At 42.8% G+C, this 21,711-nt stretch carries 20 protein-coding genes; 7 read left to right on the forward strand and 13 right to left on the reverse strand.

The genetic code is table 11. The features are described 5' to 3' along the window. Window positions 1-14: 14 nt before the first annotated feature. The 5 genes from BJI48_RS04970 to BJI48_RS04990 all read left to right on the forward strand — a co-directional run bounded on the left by BJI48_RS04970 (window position 15) and on the right by BJI48_RS04990 (window position 7,099). Window positions 15-2,834 carry a molybdopterin-dependent oxidoreductase gene (locus tag BJI48_RS04970; RefSeq protein WP_257874401.1) on the forward strand — a complete coding sequence of 940 codons (2,820 nt, stop codon included), beginning with the start codon at window positions 15-17 and terminating at the stop codon, window positions 2,832-2,834. A gap of 10 nt (window positions 2,835-2,844) precedes the next feature. After that, window positions 2,845-3,489 carry a formate dehydrogenase FDH3 subunit beta gene (gene fdh3B, locus BJI48_RS04975; RefSeq protein ID WP_095332551.1) on the forward strand — a complete coding sequence of 215 codons (645 nt, stop codon included), beginning with the start codon at window positions 2,845-2,847 and terminating at the stop codon, window positions 3,487-3,489. Window positions 3,490-3,498: 9 nt separating this feature from the next. Next, on the forward strand, window positions 3,499-4,503 hold the full coding sequence (locus tag BJI48_RS04980; RefSeq protein WP_257874402.1) for a formate dehydrogenase subunit gamma: 1,005 nt from the start codon (window positions 3,499-3,501) through the stop codon (window positions 4,501-4,503). After that, on the forward strand, window positions 4,490-5,314 hold the full coding sequence (gene fdhD, locus BJI48_RS04985; RefSeq protein WP_095332553.1) for a formate dehydrogenase accessory sulfurtransferase FdhD: 825 nt from the start codon (window positions 4,490-4,492) through the stop codon (window positions 5,312-5,314). Before BJI48_RS04980 ends, fdhD begins: the two co-directional genes overlap by 14 nt. Before the next feature lie 84 nt (window positions 5,315-5,398). After that, entirely contained in the window at window positions 5,399-7,099 is a 1,701-nt protein-coding gene (locus BJI48_RS04990) for a 4Fe-4S dicluster domain-containing protein (RefSeq protein ID WP_095332555.1), read from the forward strand. Between the two features lie 267 nt (window positions 7,100-7,366). Here the strand turns inward: BJI48_RS04990 and mnmA are convergent, their stop codons facing one another. Continuing rightward, the gene (gene mnmA / locus BJI48_RS04995; protein ID WP_095332557.1) at window positions 7,367-8,395 is read right to left on the reverse strand and encodes a tRNA 2-thiouridine(34) synthase MnmA; all 1,029 of its coding nucleotides are present in this window, start codon (window positions 8,393-8,395) and stop codon (window positions 7,367-7,369) included. 822 nt (window positions 8,396-9,217) lie between these two features. Here mnmA and BJI48_RS05000 point away from each other — a divergent pair. Both BJI48_RS05000 and BJI48_RS05005 read left to right on the forward strand, forming a co-directional pair. Then, window positions 9,218-10,096 (forward strand): hypothetical protein, encoded by an 879-nt coding sequence (locus BJI48_RS05000; protein WP_095332559.1) that lies wholly within the window; start codon window positions 9,218-9,220, stop codon window positions 10,094-10,096. 117 nt (window positions 10,097-10,213) lie between these two features. Next, window positions 10,214-10,675, forward strand: a complete 462-nt coding sequence (locus BJI48_RS05005) for a DUF6194 family protein (RefSeq protein WP_095332561.1) — start codon at window positions 10,214-10,216, stop codon at window positions 10,673-10,675. Window positions 10,676-10,835: 160 nt separating this feature from the next. Here BJI48_RS05005 and purB read toward each other — a convergent pair whose 3' ends face one another. From purB to BJI48_RS05065, 12 genes are all read right to left on the reverse strand, one after another. Further along, on the reverse strand, window positions 10,836-12,170 hold the full coding sequence (gene purB / locus BJI48_RS05010; protein ID WP_095332563.1) for an adenylosuccinate lyase: 1,335 nt from the start codon (window positions 12,168-12,170) through the stop codon (window positions 10,836-10,838). 42 nt (window positions 12,171-12,212) lie between these two features. After that, window positions 12,213-13,157, reverse strand: a complete 945-nt coding sequence (locus tag BJI48_RS05015) for a thiamine pyrophosphate-dependent enzyme (RefSeq protein WP_095332565.1) — start codon at window positions 13,155-13,157, stop codon at window positions 12,213-12,215. A 10-nt stretch (window positions 13,158-13,167) separates the two neighbouring features. Next, entirely contained in the window at window positions 13,168-14,391 is a 1,224-nt protein-coding gene (locus BJI48_RS05020; RefSeq protein WP_095332567.1) for a 2-oxoacid:ferredoxin oxidoreductase subunit alpha, read from the reverse strand. A 12-nt stretch (window positions 14,392-14,403) separates the two neighbouring features. Continuing rightward, window positions 14,404-14,796: a 4Fe-4S dicluster-binding protein gene (locus BJI48_RS05025; protein WP_095332643.1), complete on the reverse strand. Its 393-nt coding sequence runs from the start codon at window positions 14,794-14,796 to the stop codon at window positions 14,404-14,406. Between the two features lie 18 nt (window positions 14,797-14,814). Next, the gene (locus BJI48_RS05030; RefSeq protein WP_095332569.1) at window positions 14,815-15,375 is read right to left on the reverse strand and encodes a pyruvate flavodoxin oxidoreductase subunit gamma; all 561 of its coding nucleotides are present in this window, start codon (window positions 15,373-15,375) and stop codon (window positions 14,815-14,817) included. Window positions 15,376-15,583: 208 nt separating this feature from the next. Then, window positions 15,584-16,228, reverse strand: coding sequence for an HAD family hydrolase (locus BJI48_RS05035; RefSeq protein ID WP_095332571.1), 645 nt, complete (start codon window positions 16,226-16,228; stop codon window positions 15,584-15,586). Then, window positions 16,210-17,595 carry an MATE family efflux transporter gene (locus tag BJI48_RS05040; RefSeq protein ID WP_095332573.1) on the reverse strand — a complete coding sequence of 462 codons (1,386 nt, stop codon included), beginning with the start codon at window positions 17,593-17,595 and terminating at the stop codon, window positions 16,210-16,212. Before BJI48_RS05040 ends, BJI48_RS05035 begins: the two co-directional genes overlap by 19 nt. A gap of 125 nt (window positions 17,596-17,720) precedes the next feature. Beyond that, window positions 17,721-18,110, reverse strand: a complete 390-nt coding sequence (rpsI, locus tag BJI48_RS05045; protein WP_095332575.1) for a 30S ribosomal protein S9 — start codon at window positions 18,108-18,110, stop codon at window positions 17,721-17,723. 11 nt (window positions 18,111-18,121) lie between these two features. Then, window positions 18,122-18,547, reverse strand: a complete 426-nt coding sequence (gene rplM / locus BJI48_RS05050) for a 50S ribosomal protein L13 (RefSeq protein WP_095332577.1) — start codon at window positions 18,545-18,547, stop codon at window positions 18,122-18,124. A gap of 105 nt (window positions 18,548-18,652) precedes the next feature. Continuing rightward, window positions 18,653-19,123, reverse strand: coding sequence for a hypothetical protein (locus BJI48_RS05055; protein ID WP_095332579.1), 471 nt, complete (start codon window positions 19,121-19,123; stop codon window positions 18,653-18,655). Further along, window positions 19,123-19,968, reverse strand: coding sequence for an acetylglutamate kinase (gene argB, locus BJI48_RS05060; RefSeq protein WP_095332581.1), 846 nt, complete (start codon window positions 19,966-19,968; stop codon window positions 19,123-19,125). Before argB ends, BJI48_RS05055 begins: the two co-directional genes overlap by 1 nt. Window positions 19,969-20,588: 620 nt before the next feature. Beyond that, window positions 20,589-21,116 (reverse strand): hypothetical protein, encoded by a 528-nt coding sequence (locus tag BJI48_RS05065; RefSeq protein WP_095332583.1) that lies wholly within the window; start codon window positions 21,114-21,116, stop codon window positions 20,589-20,591. Window positions 21,117-21,711: the final 595 nt, after the last annotated feature.

A 21,711-nucleotide genomic window follows, 5' to 3' on the forward strand; every position in this document is an offset into this window, starting at 1 on the left:
GGAGAAAGCAAAAAATGAGCGAAATCAACAACAAACGCCAAAATCGGCGCGCATTTTTGAAGATGTCCGCTTTAGCAGGTGCTGTGGGTATTTCCCAAGCGCTTGGTAGCGACACCAAAGAAATGCTAAAAAAAGCCTCAGGACAAGAACTAAGCGTAGCTTACCCAGGTTCTGAGAGAATCAAAACTATTTGCACCCATTGCTCGGTAGGCTGTGGGATTATTGCTGAAGTCAAAGATGGGGTGTGGGTCAGGCAAGAAGTCGCCCAAGACCACCCTGTAAGCCTCGGGGGGCATTGTTGCAAGGGTGCTGATATGATCGATCGTGTCAGGAGCGAGACCCGCTTGCGTTACCCCATCGAAAAGGTCAATGGCAAATGGGAGCGAACCACTTGGGATAGTGCGATGGATAAAATCGCCACCCAACTTAGCACCATCAGGGAAAAAAATGGTCCTGATAGCGTGATGTTTATCGGTTCAGCAAAAGTAAGCAACGAACAAAGCTACTATATTCGCAAGTTTGCTGCTTTTTTTGGGACCAATAACATCGACCATCAAGCTAGAATCTGACACAGCCCTACAGTCGCCGGTGTGGCGAATACATTTGGGTATGGTGGGATGAGTAATCACTTAGGAGATATGCAATTTTCTAAATTCATCTTCATCATCGGGGCAAATCCTGCTGTCAATCACCCTGTTGGGATGGTGCATATCCTCAGGGCAAAAGAAGCGGGCGCACGCATCGTATGTGTCGATCCGCACTTTAGCAAAACCGCGGTTAAAGCCGATGAATTTGTTCGTATCCGAAGCGGGACAGATGTCGCATTGGTCTATGGGATGATAAATTATATTGTCGCCAATAAACTTTATGATGAAAAATACCTCAAAGAGAGGGTTTATGGGTATGATGAAGTCTTCAAGGAAGCCAAAAAATACCCCCTTGATGTTGTAGAAAATATCACAGGCATCCCTGCAAAAACCATTGAAAGAATCACAAGGCAAATGGCAGAAGCCAAGCCTGCATCGCTGATCTGGAATCAAGGGCTCACCCAGCATACCGTTGGCACAAACAATACCCGTATTATGCCGATTCTCCAGCTCATCTTGGGGAATATTGGCAAAAACGGCGGGGGTGTGAATATCCTCCGTGGGCACGATAATGTCCAAGGGGCTTCCGATATGGGGAATCTTTCTGATTCGCTGCCCGGATATTATGGGCTTTCAGAGGGTTCTTGGAAGCATTTTTGCCAGCATTGGCATATTGATTATGAATGGATGCAAAACCGCTTCACCTCAAAAGAAATGATGGAAAAAACAGGCTATGCGCTTTCAACGTGGCGATTTGGCGTGCTTGATGAAGAAAATTTTGCCAACAACAACGGCACACCCATCAAAGCCCTCGTTGTCATCGGTAATGGGATCTCTACGACATCGTTGCTTGATAAGACAAAAGCAGCGCTTGACAAACTTGATCTTGTCGTATTTATAGACCCTTATGTCAATGATGTTGCCGTCATCACAGACAGAAAAGACAATCTATTCTTGCTCCCTGCTGCTTCACAAATGGAAACAAGCGGCTCGGTAGCAGCGACAAATCGAGCCTATCAATGGCGATACCAAGTCATCAAGCCGATGTTTGAGTGTAGAGAAGACCACGATATTTTGTTTGATTTAGCCCAGAGATTAGGCTTCAAAGAAGAATTTCAACGTTCTTTATACGAAATCGCCAAAAAAGAAGGGAGGCAAGATTTTATCTGGCCTGATGATGCCACCACCGAAATGGCACAAAGTATTCGCAGTATCGGATTACAGGGAATGAATGCCAAGCGTTTGAAACAGCATTGTGATAACTGGCATATGTTTGATAAGACCACTTTGATTGGGATGGGTCCAATGAAAGACCAATATTACGGACTTCCTTGGCCTTGCTGGAGCGAGAAACACCCTGGCACGCCCGTAATGTATAACGACACTATCCCGGTAATGCAAGGCGGGATGGGCTTTCGTGTGAATTGGGGCGTGAAAGCTCCGGATGGGACAGATATGCTCACCACCCGCAAGCTACCTGGTAGCAAGATCGCTGGGCATCCTGCCATCAATGCAGAAAATATTGAAAAAATCCTCCATATCACCCTAACACCCGAGGAAAAAGAAGCCGTCAAGGGAACATCTTTTGCCACAGGCAATACCAACATACTGGTGGAAAAAGCATTGCAAGCAGGCATTTGCCCTTATGGTAATGGCAAAGCAAGGATGGTTGTGTGGAACTGGTATGACAAGATCCCTATCCACCGAGAACCGCTACATACTTATCGACCGGATTTGATAGAGAAATACCCGAGTTTTCCAGACAAAAAAGACAATTTCCGGGCAAATCTCAAATACATCTCACGCCAAAAAGAAAAAGACTGGAAAAAAGACTATCCTCTTAGTATGCTTACAGGCAGGCTGGTCGCCCATATGGGAACAGGGACAGAGACAAGGAGTGCGAAATATTTAGCTGAAATCTATCACGAAATGTTTGTTGAGATTCACCCCAATACCGCACTCAATCTAGGCGTTCAAGATGGCGATATGGTCTGGCTATATGGCACAAGTGGCACCAAGATTTTAATCAAAGCCAAACACTCCTACCGCGTTGATGAAAACAATGTGTTTTTGCCTCAAAATTTCTCAGGCGTGTATGAAGGAAAAAGCCTCATTGATAGATACCCCGAAGGCACAAAGCCCTATGCCATCGGCGAGGCAGCATCAATGGTAACGAGCTATGGGTTTGACTATAACACCGCTTGCCCAGAAACCAAATGTGGCTTGTGCCGCATAGAAAAAGCCTAAGGAGGTAATGATGGAACAAACATCACCAACGGCAGGGGGATTTCAAATCCCAGAACATTCTCGTATCAAATTTTATTGTGATGATAACCGCTGTATCGATTGCCACGGGTGCGATGTGGCTTGCAAAGAAGCCCACCATCTCCCTGTTGGGGTCAATCGCCGACGTGTCATCACGCTCAATGAAGGGATAGTCGGCAAGGAAAAATCCATCTCAATCGCCTGTATGCATTGCGCAGACGCCCCGTGTGCAAAGGTCTGCCCCGTAGATTGCTTTTATATCCGTGCTGATGGGATTGTCCTACACAACAAAGAAACCTGTATCGGCTGTGGGTATTGCCTCTATGCCTGCCCGTTTGGAGCACCCCAATTCCCCACTAGCGATGTATTTGGCTCTCGGGGTGCGATGGATAAATGCACATTTTGTGCTGGAGGGCCTGCGCCCACCCATAGCCAAAAAGAATTTGATCTCTACGGGCAAAACCGCATTGCAGAGGGAAAAGTCCCAGCCTGTGCGGCGATGTGTTCGACCAAAGCACTCTTAGCAGGGAGCTCCAAAGAAGTCAGTAACATTGTCAGAGAAAGGGCAATCCATCGTGGGAATGGCACAGCTGAAGTTCCTTATACGTGGAGCAAGGCTTATGGGGATACATTTTAGGAGAATTTGATGAATATTTTTAAAAATTTTTTAAAAGCAATGTTTTTCTGTCTCCTCCTATGGGGCATTCTCCCCCAAGTAGCTTTGGCAAAAAACACATTCCATACACCCATTGATTTTGACACCAACGAAAAAATCTATGGCACTCATCAAATTGAAGCCATCAAAAACTGGGGAATAAACTCCCCGACTTCAGGCGTGGTGAGTGGCTCGGTAATGCAGATGGATGGCGTGGGTATTGGTGCGTTTGATGATGGAAAAAAGATCACAGGGATTCGAGGCATCGCCGGGTTAGGGGAAGCCTTTATGATACTGCAGGGCAAATTCTTCGCACCCATATTTTTGGGGGTGGTCGTTTTAGTCATTGTGGCATTCTTTGGGCATTACAAAATCGTAGGCAAAAAGCGATTCAATCACGGCAAAAAACTCAAAGTATTTTCGACCTACAATATCATCACCCACTGGGGTGCTGCGATTCCTTTTATCATCATCTGCCTCACAGGGCTTATGATGGTCTTTGGGGATAAGCTCGGCGGGGGGACACCGATTAGATTGGCTAAAAATATCCATTTTTTAGCCACATTTGTTTTTATCGTTTTTGGGGTCTTGATGTTTTTGATGTGGTTTAAACCCGCATTATTCAAACTCTATGACATCGGGTGGCTAAAAATAATGGGAGGCTATCTCTCCACATCAAAAACCCCCGTGCCTGCAGGGAAATTCAACGCCGGGCAAAAGATGTGGTTTTGGTTAGCCACTCTGGGCGGATTTGTGATGGCAGGCACCGGTCTTATAATGCACTTTTTTTATGGGGACATCAATTTTTTACGCCTCACAGCGATTATCCATAATGTGCTGGGATTTGGGATTGTTGCGATGCTCATCACCCATATTTATATGGCAGTATTTGCCATCGAAGGGGCGATTGAATCGATACTCAACGGGCATATGGGAGAAGAAGAGTTAGCCATTATGCACGGATTTTATTACAAGGAACTCAATGCCAATAGATAACCAAGCCTTTACAAAAACGATTGCCTATACATTCGTAGAGCAGGCAAATAATTTGGGCGTATCCAAAGAAGATATTGTTGTAGCTGAAGATAGGATTGCTATCTATCTCAATGGCAAAAAACTCATCTCCACAATGAGTATCCCCAAAGATCAAGATGCCCACGCCGTGGGATTTCTCTTGAGCGAGGGCGTGATTGAAGCTGTCGATGATATTCAAAATATCACCATTGCGCCTGATGGCTTGAGCGTGCATATTGAATCCAAAATCAAAGAAGAAAATTTAGCAAACCTTTTCCACGAAAAAACCTTGACATCGGGGTGTTGCGTGGGGGTAACAGGAAATTTTGAAGGAAAAATCACCAAAAAATTCATCGCCACACCGATGAAAGTCCCCATTTCAAAGGTTTGGGAGTTTCTCGATGATTTTGAAAAGGGTTGCACCCTATTTCATACCACAGGTTGCGTCCATCAGGCTGTTTTGAGGTTTGAAAATCACCCACAAATCAATGCCGAAGATATTGGCAGGCACAATGCCATCGACAAAGTCATCGGGAAAGCCAAACTCCAAAAAATCCAAACTTCTGAAAGCATTTTGATTGTGAGTGGCAGGCTTTCAATGGAAATGGTGATGAAATCAGCAATGCACGATATTCCGATTGTGATTTCACGAGCTGCAGCGACGCATTTGGGGGTAAAAACAGCCCAAATGCTAGGGATTACACTGATTGGGTTTGCTAGAAATAACAAAGCCAACATCTATACCCATCCCGCCCGAATCCTATTGGAGGGAAAAGTTTCTCACACCGAGTAATCAAGCACAATGGCGATACCCCATTGAGGCTAACAAAAAAGTTTTGCATTCAAGCATTTACGTATTCATTGCGCTAAGAAGATAATGGGAGGCAAGCAAGTGGATTTCTGCGATTTTTTGTTCGTAAATAATGATAAACAATTTGAACCTATCGCCAATGCGACCCAAGATTGGCTTGTTGTTTCTCCCTCCGCCGATGCGTATGCCCTCATCTCAAATAACCCAACTAATTGCGATATTTACGCCCCTGAAATCAATTGGTATCTCAAAAACTCCCAAGCCCCGATCGCGGCAAAAGCACAGAATATCAAACGGATGTATTTTTCTCGTATGGAGCGATACGAATATGGCATTGATAAAAGTTTCTCTACCGAAGTCTCCCCTACATTGCTTATCATCGGGGATAACACAGAAGCAAAGGAATTTTTGAATTTTGTCCAAAACTACACGCAAGTCCATTATGAAGTTGGCTTGTTAGATGCCAAGAATATTATTTCGATTTCAGGGAGTTTGGGGGCGTTTGAAGCACAGGTCAAAATTGGTGAGGAAGTTGGCAAAATCTCTTTTGCCCAGGGGGTTATTTTTTATGAAGATGATGACCTCGCACGCTCTAAAGGGATAGAAAAAGCAAGCGATTTTGAAGATGAAAATGCCCTGCTTGCACTGCTTGATTCACGTATTGGGGTTTATGACTACAAAACCATCATCACGTATGACAATCAAAACTGCCAATACCACCACCGACGCCCGAACAAAAATAATGAGGGCTATTGCCATAAATGTGCCAATGTCTGCCCGACATTTGGTATTACCAAAGACAATGCGTTAATGGAGCTCAATTTCTCAGCGATTGATTGTATCAACTGCGGGAATTGCGTGGCTGTATGCCCTAGCGGTTCGATTGATTATACCCCCTTTAGTATGCAAGCGTTTAGCCAAACGCTCAAGCACTATCAAGATACCCATATCCTTTTGATCCCAGAGGCTTTTTTGGATGAGCTTGCTGATTTTGAAATCCCCAAACACCTCTCGCCTCTCATCATCGATGGAAAAGATTTTCTTTCTGAAGCCCATATCCTCGCCCTACTCCAAGAAAGCGGGGGTTCGTGCGTTTATTATTGCCCAGAAATTTCTCAACCATCCCAAGAAGCCATCAAGCTTGTGAATGATATTTATCAGCAAATCTATCAAAAAATAGGCTTTCATACTGCTAAAAATATTTCTGAACTCCATCATATCGCCCCATCGCTGCAAAAAATAGAGTCCTACAGCTACCACCCTCGAGCGGGCGAATACAAAAGAAAACATTTCGCTGAACGCTTGCGATTTGCCATCAAAGATAATGACTACGGGCAAGTCAAAAGCGGGGAAAGTGGCGAGCTGATCCGATACGGGCAAATCACCCTCAAAGAGGAGCTTTGCACATTGTGTATGAGCTGTGTCGGGGCTTGCAATGTCGGCAGTCTAAGTGCTAATGCTACGAATTTTTCTTTGCAATTTAACCCCTCTATTTGCACGACTTGCGGGTATTGCGTCGATTCTTGCCCTGAAAATGCGATTTCTTTGGAGCTTTCTGGAATCAATTTACACCCCAGCTGGTTTGAAAACAAAATCATCGCTCAAGATAAGCTGTTTGCCTGCAGTGAATGCGGGAAAGAATTTGCCACACAAAAATCTATACAAAAAGTCAAATCAATAATGATTCCCCTATTTGGCAATGATGAAGCAAAAATCAAAACATTGGAATGTTGCCCGGAGTGCAAGGTAAAAATAATGCTGGGATAAAAAGCCAATCTGAAGCGAATATCATCTCAAATGCTTTAATGTATTGTTAGCTTTGTTATCTTTTGACCCCTTGTTTTTTTTGGGGGGGGGGGCTACATATGCTTTGAAATTTTAATTTTCTTTTTGGAAATATTCATTAAAACGCTCAAAAATTCTGGGGCGATTATGTGGGATTTGAAACACCATCACTTGGCGATATTTTTGCCTTTGATACCCTAGCAACCCGAACATAGCAATCAATCAAGCACCCAAAATATCTCAAACCCATCAAACAATCACACCACCGCCTAGCACCTTATCATCTTGATACACCACCAAAGCCTGCCCCTTCGCAACCCCATAAACAGGCTCTTTGAGTTCAGCGATAATCTTCTTTCCATCAATGATGATTTTGGCTTCTGAAGGCGTGCTACGATAGCGGATTTTTACCTTAAACTCCCCGCCACTAAAATTCTGGAGTAAGGATTTATTGATGGCTTCGACACGATGGGTGGCGAGATCTTCTTTTTTGCCTACGATGATTTCATTTTTTTGCGGGTTGATCCCTACCACAAAATGCGGTTCGTGCGCGCCTTTCACACTAAAGCCTTTACGCTTACCAATGGTATATTGCATATACCCTTTGTGGCTTCCAACCTCCCTGCCAGCAGTGTCTCGGACGATTCCTGAGCGATCGACTTGGGTGTGTTTTTTCAAAATATCAATATAATCTGTCTCCACAAAACAAATCTCTTGGGATTCCTTATACGTCTCCAAACTCCCCAGCCAAGGCATTACAGCGAATGCTTTGGGCTTGACGTCTTCTTTGAGCATATCCCCAAGCGGGAAAATCAAACGATCAATCGCCTCTTGCGAGATGGCATACAAAAAATAGCTTTGATCTTTGGTTTTGTCTTTTGCCTCACGTATGCGCTTCACGCCACCGATTTCTTCTATTCGTGCATAATGCCCTGTAGCGATTTTTTCACAACCCAAACCCAAAGCATAATCAAGTGCCAAGCCAAATTTCATCAATGGATTGCATAATGCGCAGGGATTGGGCGTCTCACCCCGTTGATACGCAAGGATAAATTCATCATAAACGGCTTTTTTGAACTCCTCTTGGGCAGTGATGACCCGAAATTCAAATCCTAGATTGCTAGCAACCTTTTGGCAATTTCTCAAAAACATCTCGTGTTTTGCTTCCTTGTCGTGGAGCTTGAGATAAATACCCAAAACCTCATAACCTTGGGATTTTAACAAATATGCCGAATAGGAGCTATCCACGCCCCCGCTCATTAAAAGTGCTACTTTCATTGAATTTCCTTATATTTACATTGTTTTTTACTCGGTTCGGATTTTAAAATCCGAACCTGAAGACCGCTTTATGGAAGCGAAGCTTCCATTCGCTCCTAAAGTTACCATCTCACACCCAGCCAGAGGCTGTGCGTTCGAGATAGGTTTCTAAGGTTTTTATTATACTTTACTCGGTTCAGTTTTTACAAACTGAATCTGAAGACCATTCCAGCAGGCAGAGCCTGCTTCCATTCCTAAAGAATAGGGTTATAACGGCGTGCGTTGCACTTCGTTATCAACCCAGTTTTAAAGGTTTTAAATCCTATCGCCAACAAACCCAAGCCCGCTACCCCTTGTCAGTCTGCCCACTAAGGGGGTGGGTCAGAGCCTAAGGCTTGTGCGTTCGAGATAGGTTTTGAGGTCTTTATTATACTTTACTCGATTCAATTTTTACAAACTGAATCTGAAGACCACTTACACTGCCACATTCCCTATGCCCGTCCTGCTATGCTACGCATAAAGCAGGCGGTCTGCGAAGCTATCAAAGCCAAGCAGTTGGCTTTGACTTAACGCTTCTCGTCCTAAAGTATTCTGACCCACCCACCCGTTTTATTCCCAGCTTCGCTGGTCATCAACCCATTTTCTAAGGTATTTAAATCTTATCCATTAGCAAACCCAGCCCACCACCGCCCACAATCAGCCAAAACTCGCCCTGCCCTATCCTAATAAAAATTTTATCTGTAAAATTAATAAAAAATTTATTATTTATTGACAATGGTAATAAATTTTATTTATAATTATATTAAATATTTAAAATAATTACTATCAATGATAGGATTTGCTATGATAAAAAAGTTTTCTTTGATTGCAATCATCTGGTTTTTGGTAAATGGTGCTTTGTATGGCAATGAAGACACACCCATAGCCCCAAACACGCAAAAGCCCATCAAGCCACCCGAAGGGAACAATATCAAGGCGGGTTTATTTATTGGCTTCACACTAGGCTATAACTCAATTAGTGATAATTTGAATCCCGATGCACCTATCCATATCTATGAATTTTCTGACAAAAAATCAAGAGAAAAAAACAAAGCGATTTCTGCCGGCGTTGCTTTTGAGGGAAAATTAGGATTTATCAAAACATTCAAAAGCGTAGGCATCCGATTTTATGGTTATGGGGGCAAAACCTATGTCTCCTACCAGACCCTTGGTATCAAGCCCAAGCCTAATGATGGCGACTATGTCCAAGAAGGCGAAACTGAAACTACCTATTATGGCGGTATTGCGGATTTATTATTTGGAAATTTTGAAAGCACCATCACATCAATGTATTTTTTTATTGGCGGGGGGTATCAAATCACAGATTACCGATTCAGAGGCGATATTTCTTTTGGGGATAATTTTTTAGACCGATTTGGTCATCTCAAACAAGTTGATTTGTATCGATTATCCAATACAGGCAAAGATAAAATCGCCTCTCCCCTCATCAATATCGGCGTTGGAGGAATGCTCAACAAACACCATATGTTTGAAATGACGTGGCGTTATCTGCTAAAAACCCCTTGTTTTGAATCCAACCATAAACCACGCTATGAGACCACTTACGCACGCTGGGGGGAAACAAATCTTGAACCTGATAGATATGATGAAACGAGGGTTAATCTAAAAAATAATATTACAGCAAATTGGAATCTCAATTTTACCTATTCGTATATTTTTTAAATCCCTAAGAAACTCCCAAAACCCGTGCAAAATCTTATCGATTCTTGGTAGGGGGCATAAGCTTTTATTAATTATTTTTTCATCAATATATCAAAGCCGTTTGATGAAAGGAAATCTATGACACCAGATAAAATCTTGAAATATTGTCTTGAAAATCTAGATGGGAGTGTTTTGATGAATAGTTGGGGAGAAAGTGCAATATTTTACAATCCAAACAACCAACTCAAGCGTGGTGTTTATATTCTAACCATCAAGGAAAAAGATGGGGATAATGATAGAAGCTCCAATCTAAACAGAGAAAATCTATATCGTCTAAATTTAGGAATCCGAAAAACCACGTTTATAGAAATGTTTGGTTTCATACCAAAACGCCCAGCAAAAGGCGGTATCGTTGATATGGATTATGATTTTACCGCCACCAATCAAATGCTTCCCCACCCTGTATATGGATGGATGGGATGGGTATGTTGCTTAAACCCATCACAAAAAACATTTGAAGAATTAAAACCACTGATTGAAGAAGCCTATACATACGCAAAAGAAAAGCATAAGAAACGCAAAAATTGCGCTACAAACTAGCAAACGTAAAAAATTTCAACTTCGGAAATGGTGTTTTCCTACAATGCCAGAGAGGCAAACAAAGCCTCTAAACAAAAAAACGGGGCGGGTATCAAAAACAATGCCAGGAATTGCATTGGGATAGCATTTGGTTTGAAAATTATGTATATTTTTTAAATCCCTAAGAAACCCCAAAAACCCGTGCAAAAATCCTATCGACATTCTTGGTATAGTAGGCATAATCAAAACATTCCCGAATCGTTTGCTCATCGATAATCTCACGCAACGCCTCATCCCCAAGCAAGTATTGCAAATACAGGCTCTCACCTTTGGCATTCAGTGCGCTCTTGCCTTGCTGGAGATCTTGCCACACTTTCATCGCATTTCTTTGGACAATCTTGTAGCTTTCTTCACGGCTCAAACCCTTTTTTGGTAGCTCCAAAAGCACCCGTTGAGAAAAGACCAGCCCACCGGTGAGAGAAAGATTTTTCATCATATTTTCAGGATAGATCACCAGATTTTCCACAAGCCCTTTGAGGCGATCGAGCATAAAATCACTCGTGATAAAAACATCAGGCAAAATAAACCTCTCCACCGAACTATGAGAAATATCACGCTCGTGCCAGAGGGCGACATTTTCCATCGCAGGGATCACAAAACCCCGAATCACCCGACACAATCCCGTGATATTTTCACTTAAGACTGGATTGCGCTTGTGGGGCATTGCCGAACTCCCCTTTTGCCCGGGCGAAAAGTATTCTTCTGCCTCATAGACTTCGGTGCGCTGGAAATGCCTGATTGCTACGGCTATCTTTTCGCAACTGCTTGCTAAAAGCGCCAAATCACTCATTAGCCTAGCATACCGATCCCGTTGGATGACTTGATTGCTAATAGGTGCAGGCGTAAGACCGAGTTCCTCACAAACAAGCTCCTCAAGCTCCATTGGCGTATGTGCCATATTCCCCATCGCCCCACTGATTGCCCCAACAGAAATCACCTTGAGCGTCTCTTTGAGTGCTTTTAGATGCCTACCTATCTCATCATACCAAATCGCCAAAACCAGCCCAAACGTGATAGGCTCGCCGTGTATGCCGTGGCTTCGCCCTACCATCAAAGTGCCTTTGTGTTCAAAAGCCCGTTTTTTTATCGCAACTTGTAGGGCTTGCACATCTTCGATGATGATTTTTAGGCTATCACGCATTTGTAGGGCAACGGCTGTGTCGATACAATCGCTTGATGTGATACCATAATGCACGAATCGTGATTCTTCGCCCAAGCTCTCGCTCACTGAAGTTGTAAAAGCGATCAGATCGTGCTTGGTAACCGCTTCGATTTCATTGATTCTATCGATGTTGAAACGGGCATTTTTACAAATCTTCTCACAATCCTCATCGCCGATAAGCCCGAGCTTATTCCAGCCTTTTACGACAGCTTTTTCCACATCTAGCCACGCAGTATATTTTGCCTCTAGGTCCCAGAGTTTTTTCATCTGCTCCCTTGCGTAACGCTCAACCATCAAAGCCCCTTTATTTTTTAAATCATACTTTAGATTTTTGGATTATATTTTGGCTTCTTCACGGCGTTGCAAGTATTCCCACCGGGCATCAACATCTTTTTGAAACTGCTCAATGATATGCTCGTTTTCAGGCTTGAAAAGATGTTTGAATCTGCCCTGTGCGCCCAAATAATCCCGCACAGGAATCACATTTTTTGGGCGATAGGTGATATTGACTTGCGTGCCATTGATGACTTCAAACAACGGGAATACCAAGCTATCTACTGCCAAATCACTCACATCAATGGTCTGATGGGAATCAAAGCGCCACTCGGTGGTGCAAGCACTCATCGCATTGATAAATGTTGGACCTTGTGTCTCAATAGCTTGCTTGATTTTTTTATTCATATCTTTCCATTTGTTTGGGGCAACTTGTGCGACATAGGGCGCTCCGTGCGCTGCCATCACAAACAAAATATCTTTTTTCTTTTCTTTTTTGCCATAACTCACCCTGCCTGCTGGCGTGGTCGAAGTGCTCGCACCAATGGGCGTCGATCCGCTTCTCTGCCCGCCCGTATTGGCATAAACCTCATTATCTAGGCAAATATAGGTCATATCGTGCCCACGCTCAAAGCACCCGCTAATCCACTGAAACCCAATATCATACGTAGCCCCATCGCCCCCAAATGCGACAAATTTTGGCTTTTGCCCGTTGTATTTGCCCTTTCTTGCCAGAGCCTTATACATCGCTTCAGCCCCAGCAACGGCTGTTGAGCCATTTTCAAACCCGATATGAATCCAAGGCACATCCCAAGACGTATGCGGATAAACAGCAGTAGAGACCTCCAAACACCCGGTAGAATTACCCAGCACAATCGGACCATCTACAGCATTTAAAACCTCCCGAACAATCATCCCGTGCGCACAACCCGGACACAAAAGATGCGCGCCTTCAAATTTCTCTGCTGATTTGCTAAATTGCTTTAAATTTTTAATTTCTTTTACCATATTTTTCTCCTTAGCAAAAGCTTAGTTTTGGACCACGAAGCCCTATAAACTGCTGGGTTGGGTGGGTAAGCTTGCCAGCTTTTGCGTTTTCTTGAAGTTCTTGGAAAATATTTGCCAAATCAACTTGGGTCAAATCCCTTTCGCCCAAACCATAGATATAGTTGGACAAAACAGGGTGCTTGGAATCTTGGGCTTGATACAAACTAGCCCCGACTTCATTAAATAACGCTCCCATTGCGCCTGCTGGCAAGCTCTTATCCATAATCGCAATCGCTTTGAGGTGCTTGATGGCATTGCCAAGCTCGACATAAGGGAAAGGTCTAAACGATCTAATCGTTGCCACGCCTGCTTTGATACCACGCTCACGGGCATTTTTGGCAGCAACCCGTGCGGACTCAACGGTTGTTCCCAACGCAAATATCGCAACTTCGGCATCTTCTATGTCATAGGTTTCTACCAGATGATACTGCCTGCCTGTTAGCTGGGCAAATGCGTCAAAAACCTTTTGTATCACCGCACTTGATTGCATTAGGGCATTATGCAATTGTGCTTTATGCTCAAAATGCCAATCTTCTTCGGCTTGCGCCCCATAAGTGGCAGGTTTATCAAAATCCAACAACGCATTTTTGCTTTGGTAATCCCCGATAAATTTGTAAGCCACCTCATCGCTAAGCGGGCGGACATTTTGGGCAGTATGTGAGCTCAAAAACCCATCTTGATTCACGATAGTAGGGATTCGCACGCTCATATCTTCAGCGATCCTAAACGCCATCAGATTAAAATCATAGGCTTCTTGAGGATTGCAGGTGCAGAGGTTTATCCAGCCAGCATCCCTGCCTAGATACATATCAGAATGGTCGCCGTGGATATTTAGCGGTGAAGCAAGGGCACGATTGACGAGATTAAGCACGATAGGCAAGCGCATCCCCGAAGCCTGATACAAAACCTCCACCATCAAAGCAAAGCCCTGCGAACTCGTAGCTGTCGCCACCCTGCCCCCAGCAGCAGCAGCGCCTACACACGCACTCATCGCTGCGTGTTCAGATTCTACCATCACAAATTCTCCATCAACATAGCCATTGCCTACAAAACTCCCGTAGTTTTGCACGATAGGTGTCGAAGGCGTGATGGGATAGGCAGCGACGACATCGATTTGGGCTTGTCTGAGGGCGTGAGAGGCTGCCATATTGCCATCCCATACCTCAATCTCCTGCAGTTCATAAACGTTTGCCATCATTATCTCCTTTTAGTTTTTCTTCTTATCTTCTTTTTGAGGCCAATTTTCTAAGGCATTTTGGTTGTCTGTATGATCGCTAAACATCAACAAGGATTTGGGATTTGTAGGGCAAACATCAACACATATCCCACAGCCCTTGCAATGGAGATAATCTACGCCACTAAGCTTCTCGTCTCTAGCAAGGATCGCCGCATCAGGGCAATACACCCAGCAATTGAAGCAATTGATACAAATATCACGATTATGCACAGGCTTTTCGACCCTCCAATGCGCAACACTGGCTTTATAAGAACTCTCAAGCGTATAGTCGCGTTCATTATTGTGCGATTCTAACGCCTCTTCTCCTTTGGCTTCAAATGGGAATAAAATCGCTCCGATTTCAAATTCATTCCAACCTTTCATTCCACTCATAAATGCTCCTTATTTGACTTCATCATAAGCCCGCTGGATGGCAAGCATATTCGCGTCGATGACTTTTTGGGGCAATTTTTTTCCCAACACTTTTTTGAACGCTTCTTTAAAAAATTCAATCTCAAGCATCCCAGAAATCTTGATAAATGCTCCTAGCATTGGGGCATTGGGAATGGGCTTGCCTAAGGTATCGATAGAAATCTTGATACAATCAAGCGTATGGACTTTTTTGCCTTTTAAATCAGGCTTTTTATCCAATAATTCTTCTTTGCTCAAATGTGTGGTGATGATATAGGAAGTTGTGGGCTTTTCATCAGCACAAATATCGGTGATAAAAGTAAGACCGGGGTCGATAACCAAGATATAATCAGGACTCATAAACTTTTCGTGATTTAATATCGGCGAAGAATCAATGCGATTATATGCTGTCATCGCAGCCCCACGTTTTGCAGATCCATACAGAGCAAACGCCTGCACCTCCTTACCCGTGCCAGCAACCACATCAGCTAAGCCCTTAGCACCCGTGATTGCCCCTTGACCGGCTCGTGAATGCCATCTGATTTGTAACATACGCATCTCCTTTTAATTGTTTGGTTTGAATCAAATTAGAAATGTGAATCATCTAAAAAATAACGATGCAAGAAAAATAATGCAGGTATGCTAAACGATACAATTCTAAACTTTTTACTATGAAATTTTACTGAATTTAACCCAATAGGCAAAATATACAAAGAATAATAGTTTAAATAATATTTTATTTTGAGAATATTAGTAACATTTAAACAGATTTGATGAATCCAACAGCTTCGAGAGAATCATCAAAAATATTCTCACAAATTGCCTGCATTGCTTGGATGTTTCCATACCCTGTTTTTACCCCGATAGGAGAAATCCCCGCACTGATAGCTGATTGGATATCTAAGATTGTATCACCTATCATAAATGCATTGGATAATGAAGCCCCCATCCGTGCTATTGCTTTCAAAACAGGTTCTTGATGGGGTTTTGGAAACTCGACATCTTCGATACCAACAATGGTTTGAAAATACCCCAAAATACCAAGATGTTCTAAGATCGCCCGAGAAAATCTCGCTGTTTTTGTCGTAACCACCCCCAGATAAGCAAATTCATTTGCCAACAAAATCGAATCTGTTGCTTTGGGTAACATTTTTGTTTTTTCCAAACAGATACCTTTATAATGGTGTCGATACACCTCAATACAAATACCGAGCTTTTCCCTGCTTGCCCCAAAATGCAAAAACATATCGCTTAATGTATGCCCGATGGTCTCTTGGACTTCTTCTAAGGCAGGGATTTTGAGGGCATTTTTTTCACAAGCCACGCAACAACTCTCATAAATCGCCTCCTCAGAATCAATGAGCGTCCCATCTAAATCAAACAAGATTATTTTTTCTTTTTCCATAGTTTGTTTCCTGCAATAAAATTTCTTGAAAAAATACCTGATTTTACCTCATACAAAATCACGCCAATCACAACCAAAAACGCCAAAAACTGCGAGATCGGGTAAGTCAGCCATATCCCGCTCATCCCGTATTCTTTGCTCATTATGGGTAACAAAATCACCAAAAACACTAGCGTATAAGAAATCGTGATAATAAAAGAACTTGCTGTCCTTTGGACTGATTGGAAAAATATCGCGCACACGATATTCACACCCAATAAAATATAGCCTATATAATAAACATTCATCGCCCCAATCGTATCACCCAAAAGATAGGGGTCACGGCTTGCGATATCATCTTGCAAAAATAGCCTCACTAAATGCCCATCAAATCCATAAAAAATCAAGTAAATAAAAATCCCCACACCAATGGAGACACTCACGCCAAAAAGAAAAATATTTTTGACACGTTCCAAATTCCCCGCCCCATAACTAAAGCTTGCAATCGGCTGGATGCCTTGTGCGATGGAGAGCAAAATCGTAAAAAATATAATCCCGCTATACATAATAATGCCATAAATACTCACCCCACGCTCCCCTGCAATCCCCATAATCGTGGTATTAAATAGCAACATCACCACCCCAGCGCTCAGTTCAGAAACCGCTTGAGGCACACCGCTTTTCGCAGAAGAAATCACGGCTCTCAAACTAAAACGCCTGATAAAATACAGCTTCCCCCGTTTAAGCAAAAAATGCCACAACAACACCAAAAAACCAATAGTGTGCCCCATAATCGTTGCCAATGCACTCCCATAAATCCCCATTTCAAAAACAAATAAAAATAAATAATTCAAAATAATATTTGCCCCTGCCCCAACAATCATCGCCACCATCGCCAAAATAGGCTGCCTATCATTGATGGCAAAAACATCGCTTAATGGGTGAAGTACCATAAAAACCGACCCCATAAAGATCACTTCCAAATAAGCCACGACAAGCGGTTTGAGGGTCTCACTGCTCCCAAGTAAAAAAGCGATTTCATCGACAAACAAATACAAAATCACCCCAGCTACCAACGTGCTAAGGGCGACAAAATAAAATACCGAGCTAAAAATCAAGCGCGCCCGATGGACCTCATTTTTGCCCAAAAAATACGAAACAATCGAGGCTGCACCCAAACTAAAGAGCAATTCATAAGCGATCATTACTGGAAAAACAGGCCAGCAAATGCTGATAGCCCCCAGCGCTTCTTCTCCGAGCTTTTTCCCTACAAAAATCCCATCCACCATTGAATATGTCGAGAGGGCAATCATCGCACACAACGAGGGGATAAAATAATAAAAAAATAATTTTTTGATGGGGTCGTTTCTCAAATCGATCTGAAACATAAAATCACCTCAATGAAGTGTTTTCCTGAAGACGAGAACTCAAGAGGAAAAAAGAAGATAGCAAACCATAATAAAAGCTAGAGATAAAAATGCAAAGACCATCACGATCCTTGCACCAGAAGAAATTATCTTTTTGAGAACTGCGGGCTTCTCCTTGCCTTTCGCTTGCCGTATTTTTTTCTTTCAACCACACGAGAATCCCGTGTAAGCAATCCTTTTGGCTTCAAAATAGCACGGAATGCTGTGTCATAGGCGTTCAATGCTTTGGATATCCCGTGTCTAAGGGCTTCAGCTTGTGCAGAATAGCCCCCACCCAACGTGATAGCGACAATATCGACAGATTTGTCTTGCTTGGTGAGGATGAGGGGTTGCATTACTTTCATCTTGATAGCTTCGTGCCCGCCAAGCCATTCGCCCAAACTCTCGCCATTGATGATGATTTTGCCACTCCCGCTTGTGAGCCAAACCTTAGCGACTGCCGTTTTTCTTTTTCCGGTTGCATAAATTTTTGCCATTTAAAATTCCTTTATTTGCTTTTTGTGATTTGAGCGGTGTGGGGATGCTCACTGCTTGTATAAACTTTGAGTTTTTTAATCATCGCCCGCCCGAGCTTTGTTTTTGGCAACATCCCTCTGACAGCGAGATGGAAGAGTTTTTCTGGGGACTTTTCTAGCATTTCTTTGAGCGTTTTGCTTTTGGTGCTACCAAAATACCCTGAATGCGTAAAATATTCTTTATCCTCTAGCTTCATCCCTGAAAATTTCACCAACGAAGCATTGACAATCACGACAAAATCGCCACAATCGACATTTGGCGTATAGCAAGGCTTATGCTTACCTCTCAAAATCGTCGCCACCTCAGTAATCAACCGACCAAAGGTTTTGTCTTTGGCATCCAAAACCACCCAATCACGCTTTATTTCGCTTGCTTTAGCAGCTTTTGTTATATTCATATGCTTTCACCTTATTGTTTATTTTTAGACTTATTTTTTAAACCTATTTTTAAAGTTGGCATTATGCCTAAAAAATCTTTAAAAAAGCTTAATTTAAGCTATTATTTATCTAAAAGCCTGCTCTTGATATTCCAAAATCCGCTTATTTTCACGATTGATGGCATATTCTTCATCATAAGCCTTTTGCACCACCGAATGGATAATATCCCGTTGGGTCTCACAACCCTTGTCTTGGAGCATATCAAGCACGATGGAATAAAACTGGATATCCTCGACAATCGCATCAAATGCCCGCTCCCTATCTTGCATATAAATTTTCTCATCGTGAATATATTCTGAAACCGCAACCTTGACCCGATCAAAGACCTTCAAAGCCAAATTTGTGGGCTTGACAATCCGATCAATCACCGCCTTTGCGTGCTGGAATTGCCCATCTAGGTTGGGTCTGCCTACATACACAAGCACGGGCAAAATCAACATCAGCGTATCGATCTTTGCACCCAAAGAGCGGGTTTGCCACTTGATGAGAAATTTTTGCAAATAGGTGAATCGCATTTTCTGGATATCGTTTGTCATTATGGCACGATCTCCGTCCCCACGCCCGCACTGGTAAAAAGCTCCAATAACAACGAATGTTCCACCCTGCCATCGATAATATGGACTTTTTGCACGCCATTTTTGACACACTCAAGACACGCTTGCATTTTTGGGAGCATTCCCCCAGCGATAACGCCTTGTTTTGTGAGCTGGAGGATTTTTTCTTCATTGAGTGTTGGGAGCAAAGACCCGCCAGCATCCAAAACACCTTTGGTATCAGTAAGAAATACCACTTTAAAGGCGTTCAGGGATTTGGCAATTTCGCAAGCGACAAGATCGGCATTGATATTATAACCGGGGTGATTGGCCTCACAGCTCCCTGCAATCGGTGCAATCACAGGCACAAAGCCATTATCAAGCAATGTGGTAAGCAATGAGACATCCACGTGCGTGATTTTGCCTGTATAATCAGACCCATCTTTTGACACCGCCTCAAACAGCCCGCCATCCTTGCCGCTGACCCCAACAGCCTTGATGCCGTGATGGTTCAAAAATGTGCTTAATTCTTTGTTGATACGCCCAGAAAGCACCATCTCAACAACTGGCATACTCTCTTGCGTCGTAACCCTATGCCCATCGATAAATTCCGTCGGGATATGCAAGGTTTCAAGCATTTTAGAAACATCCTTGCCCCCGCCGTGGATAATCACAGGCTTGATCCCAAGCATATACATCATCACGACATCTTTGGCAAATTGCTCTTTGAGTCGGGGATTTACCTGGGCAGAACCGCCATATTTGATAACAACCACCTTGCCCCGAAAAACCCTGATAAATGGCAGGGAATCCAATAAAATATCAGCAATTTTTATCCGCGTCTCCACATAACCTCTTTGTATCAAATAAATGTGTTATTATAAGCACTTATAATGTTTATTCGGCTTAAAATTTTATCTATATATGTTTTACTCGGCTTAATTTTTCAGAGAAAAATTAAGCCTGAAGACCACTACGCAGAGTAGAACTCTGCTTCGTTCCTAAAGTAACCATCTCATATTCAAGCAAGCTTGAATATTGGAGATAAGTTTCTAAGGTTTAGAAATCCTATCCGCTAGCAAACCCAGCCTGCTACGCTTTTTAATCTTGTATTGCATTGGGGGCGTGCAGGGGGAGGCGGGGTTAAGGGGAAAACGGGGGCGCTTCGCAAATCAGCCCCCCAGCACCCCTTTCTAGCTAGTATGAGAAAAAATAACTAGTCGCACAGCTATGGAAAAAAACATTATGCTTTACTCGATTCAGTTTTTTAAACTGAATCGCAAGACCATTCCGCAACTACCACATTCCCTATGCCCGTATTGCCGTCCAACTAGCGGTGCATATGGCAATCGCTCACGCGAAGCTATCAAAGCCAAGCAGTTGGCTTTGACTTAACGCTTCTCGTCCTAAAGAATAGGGTTATAACGGCGTGCGTTGCACTTCGTTATCAACCCGTTTTCTAAGGTTTTTACTCGGTTTGTTTTATTGGAGATTTTGTGATAGTATTGTCTTGAGATTGGTTAGATGAAAGAACATTATCACCTTTGTTGAGTGATAAACCCGATTCATCTATAAAATTGCCATCGTGAATCGTCTGGAGATTTTCCAATCTCAACTTATTTTTTCTATCAATATATGCTGTCAAGATAAAATGATTACTTTGTGATTTCTCCAAAACAATACTGCTTTGATTTGTAATAATACCTATCCTATCACGTCTCATAGCAACGGCGATACCATTTTTAATATTTTCTTCTAAATGTGAAATAAATTTTAACGCTTTAACTTCTCCAAATTGCTCACTTCTTTTTTTGAGGATATGACACAAGCCAAAATCATCATCCCCCCATACTAAATCAATATCCCCAATATCAGAACGATAGAATGCTCCCTTGATAAAGCCTTGTTTTTCCATTAGTAACTTTTGGACAGCAAGTTGGTCTTGATGGTAAAATTCTTGTGTAAAATCTGTCCCGACATAAATATTTTTATCCATTTTATTCTTAGAAAACCTCTCAATTTATGCTAGGTGCGATTATAGCACGATAGTTTCTATTATTTTTTACTCGATTCGATAAATCGAATCTGAAGACCGCTTTTTGGAGGCAAAGCCCCCAAACGCTCCTGAAGTATGGGGTTATAACGGCGTGCGTTGCACTTCGTTATCAACCCAGTTTCTAAGGTTTAGAAATCCTATCCGCTAGCAAACCCAGCCTGCTACGCTTTTTAATCTTGTATTGCATTGGGGGCGTGCAGGGGGAGGCGGGGTTAAGGGGAAAACGGGGGCGCTTCGCAAATCAGCCCCCCAGCACCCCTTTCTAGCTAGTATAAGAAACAATCACTAGCGATATTACTATGGAAAAAACATTATGCTTACTCGATTCAGTTTTTAGAAACTGAATCTGAAGACCATTCCAAGAGGCAAAGCCTCTTTCCATTCCTAAAGGACAGGGTTATTCCAAAGCTTCGCTTTGTCATCAACCCAGTTTCTAAGGTTTTCATTATTTTATACTCGGTTTGTTAAAAACAAACCTAAAGACCGCTCAAACAGGCAAAGCCCGTTTTCGCTCCTAAAGTAACCATTTCATACC

Source organism: Helicobacter sp. 11S02596-1 (assembly GCF_002272825.1).
Lineage (GTDB): Bacteria > Campylobacterota > Campylobacteria > Campylobacterales > Helicobacteraceae > Helicobacter_J.

What these genes read in the sequence shown, in the direction of transcription:
- fdh3B (WP_095332551.1), top strand. Translation starts at nt 2,845, where the DNA reads ATGGAACAAACATCACCAACGGCAGGGGGATTTCAAATCCCAGAACAT.
- BJI48_RS04980 (WP_257874402.1), top strand. Translation starts at nt 3,499, where the DNA reads ATGAATATTTTTAAAAATTTTTTAAAAGCAATGTTTTTCTGTCTCCTC.
- fdhD (WP_095332553.1), top strand. Translation starts at nt 4,490, where the DNA reads ATGCCAATAGATAACCAAGCCTTTACAAAAACGATTGCCTATACATTC.
- BJI48_RS04990 (WP_095332555.1), top strand. Translation starts at nt 5,399, where the DNA reads ATGGGAGGCAAGCAAGTGGATTTCTGCGATTTTTTGTTCGTAAATAAT.
- mnmA (WP_095332557.1), bottom strand. Translation starts at nt 8,395, where the DNA reads ATGAAAGTAGCACTTTTAATGAGCGGGGGCGTGGATAGCTCCTATTCG.
- BJI48_RS05000 (WP_095332559.1), top strand. Translation starts at nt 9,218, where the DNA reads ATGATAAAAAAGTTTTCTTTGATTGCAATCATCTGGTTTTTGGTAAAT.
- BJI48_RS05005 (WP_095332561.1), top strand. Translation starts at nt 10,214, where the DNA reads ATGACACCAGATAAAATCTTGAAATATTGTCTTGAAAATCTAGATGGG.
- purB (WP_095332563.1), bottom strand. Translation starts at nt 12,170, where the DNA reads ATGGTTGAGCGTTACGCAAGGGAGCAGATGAAAAAACTCTGGGACCTA.
- BJI48_RS05015 (WP_095332565.1), bottom strand. Translation starts at nt 13,157, where the DNA reads ATGGTAAAAGAAATTAAAAATTTAAAGCAATTTAGCAAATCAGCAGAG.
- BJI48_RS05020 (WP_095332567.1), bottom strand. Translation starts at nt 14,391, where the DNA reads ATGGCAAACGTTTATGAACTGCAGGAGATTGAGGTATGGGATGGCAAT.
- BJI48_RS05025 (WP_095332643.1), bottom strand. Translation starts at nt 14,796, where the DNA reads ATGAAAGGTTGGAATGAATTTGAAATCGGAGCGATTTTATTCCCATTT.
- BJI48_RS05030 (WP_095332569.1), bottom strand. Translation starts at nt 15,375, where the DNA reads ATGTTACAAATCAGATGGCATTCACGAGCCGGTCAAGGGGCAATCACG.
- BJI48_RS05035 (WP_095332571.1), bottom strand. Translation starts at nt 16,228, where the DNA reads ATGGAAAAAGAAAAAATAATCTTGTTTGATTTAGATGGGACGCTCATT.
- BJI48_RS05040 (WP_095332573.1), bottom strand. Translation starts at nt 17,595, where the DNA reads ATGTTTCAGATCGATTTGAGAAACGACCCCATCAAAAAATTATTTTTT.
- rpsI (WP_095332575.1), bottom strand. Translation starts at nt 18,110, where the DNA reads ATGGCAAAAATTTATGCAACCGGAAAAAGAAAAACGGCAGTCGCTAAG.
- rplM (WP_095332577.1), bottom strand. Translation starts at nt 18,547, where the DNA reads ATGAATATAACAAAAGCTGCTAAAGCAAGCGAAATAAAGCGTGATTGG.
- BJI48_RS05055 (WP_095332579.1), bottom strand. Translation starts at nt 19,123, where the DNA reads ATGACAAACGATATCCAGAAAATGCGATTCACCTATTTGCAAAAATTT.
- BJI48_RS05065 (WP_095332583.1), bottom strand. Translation starts at nt 21,116, where the DNA reads ATGGATAAAAATATTTATGTCGGGACAGATTTTACACAAGAATTTTAC.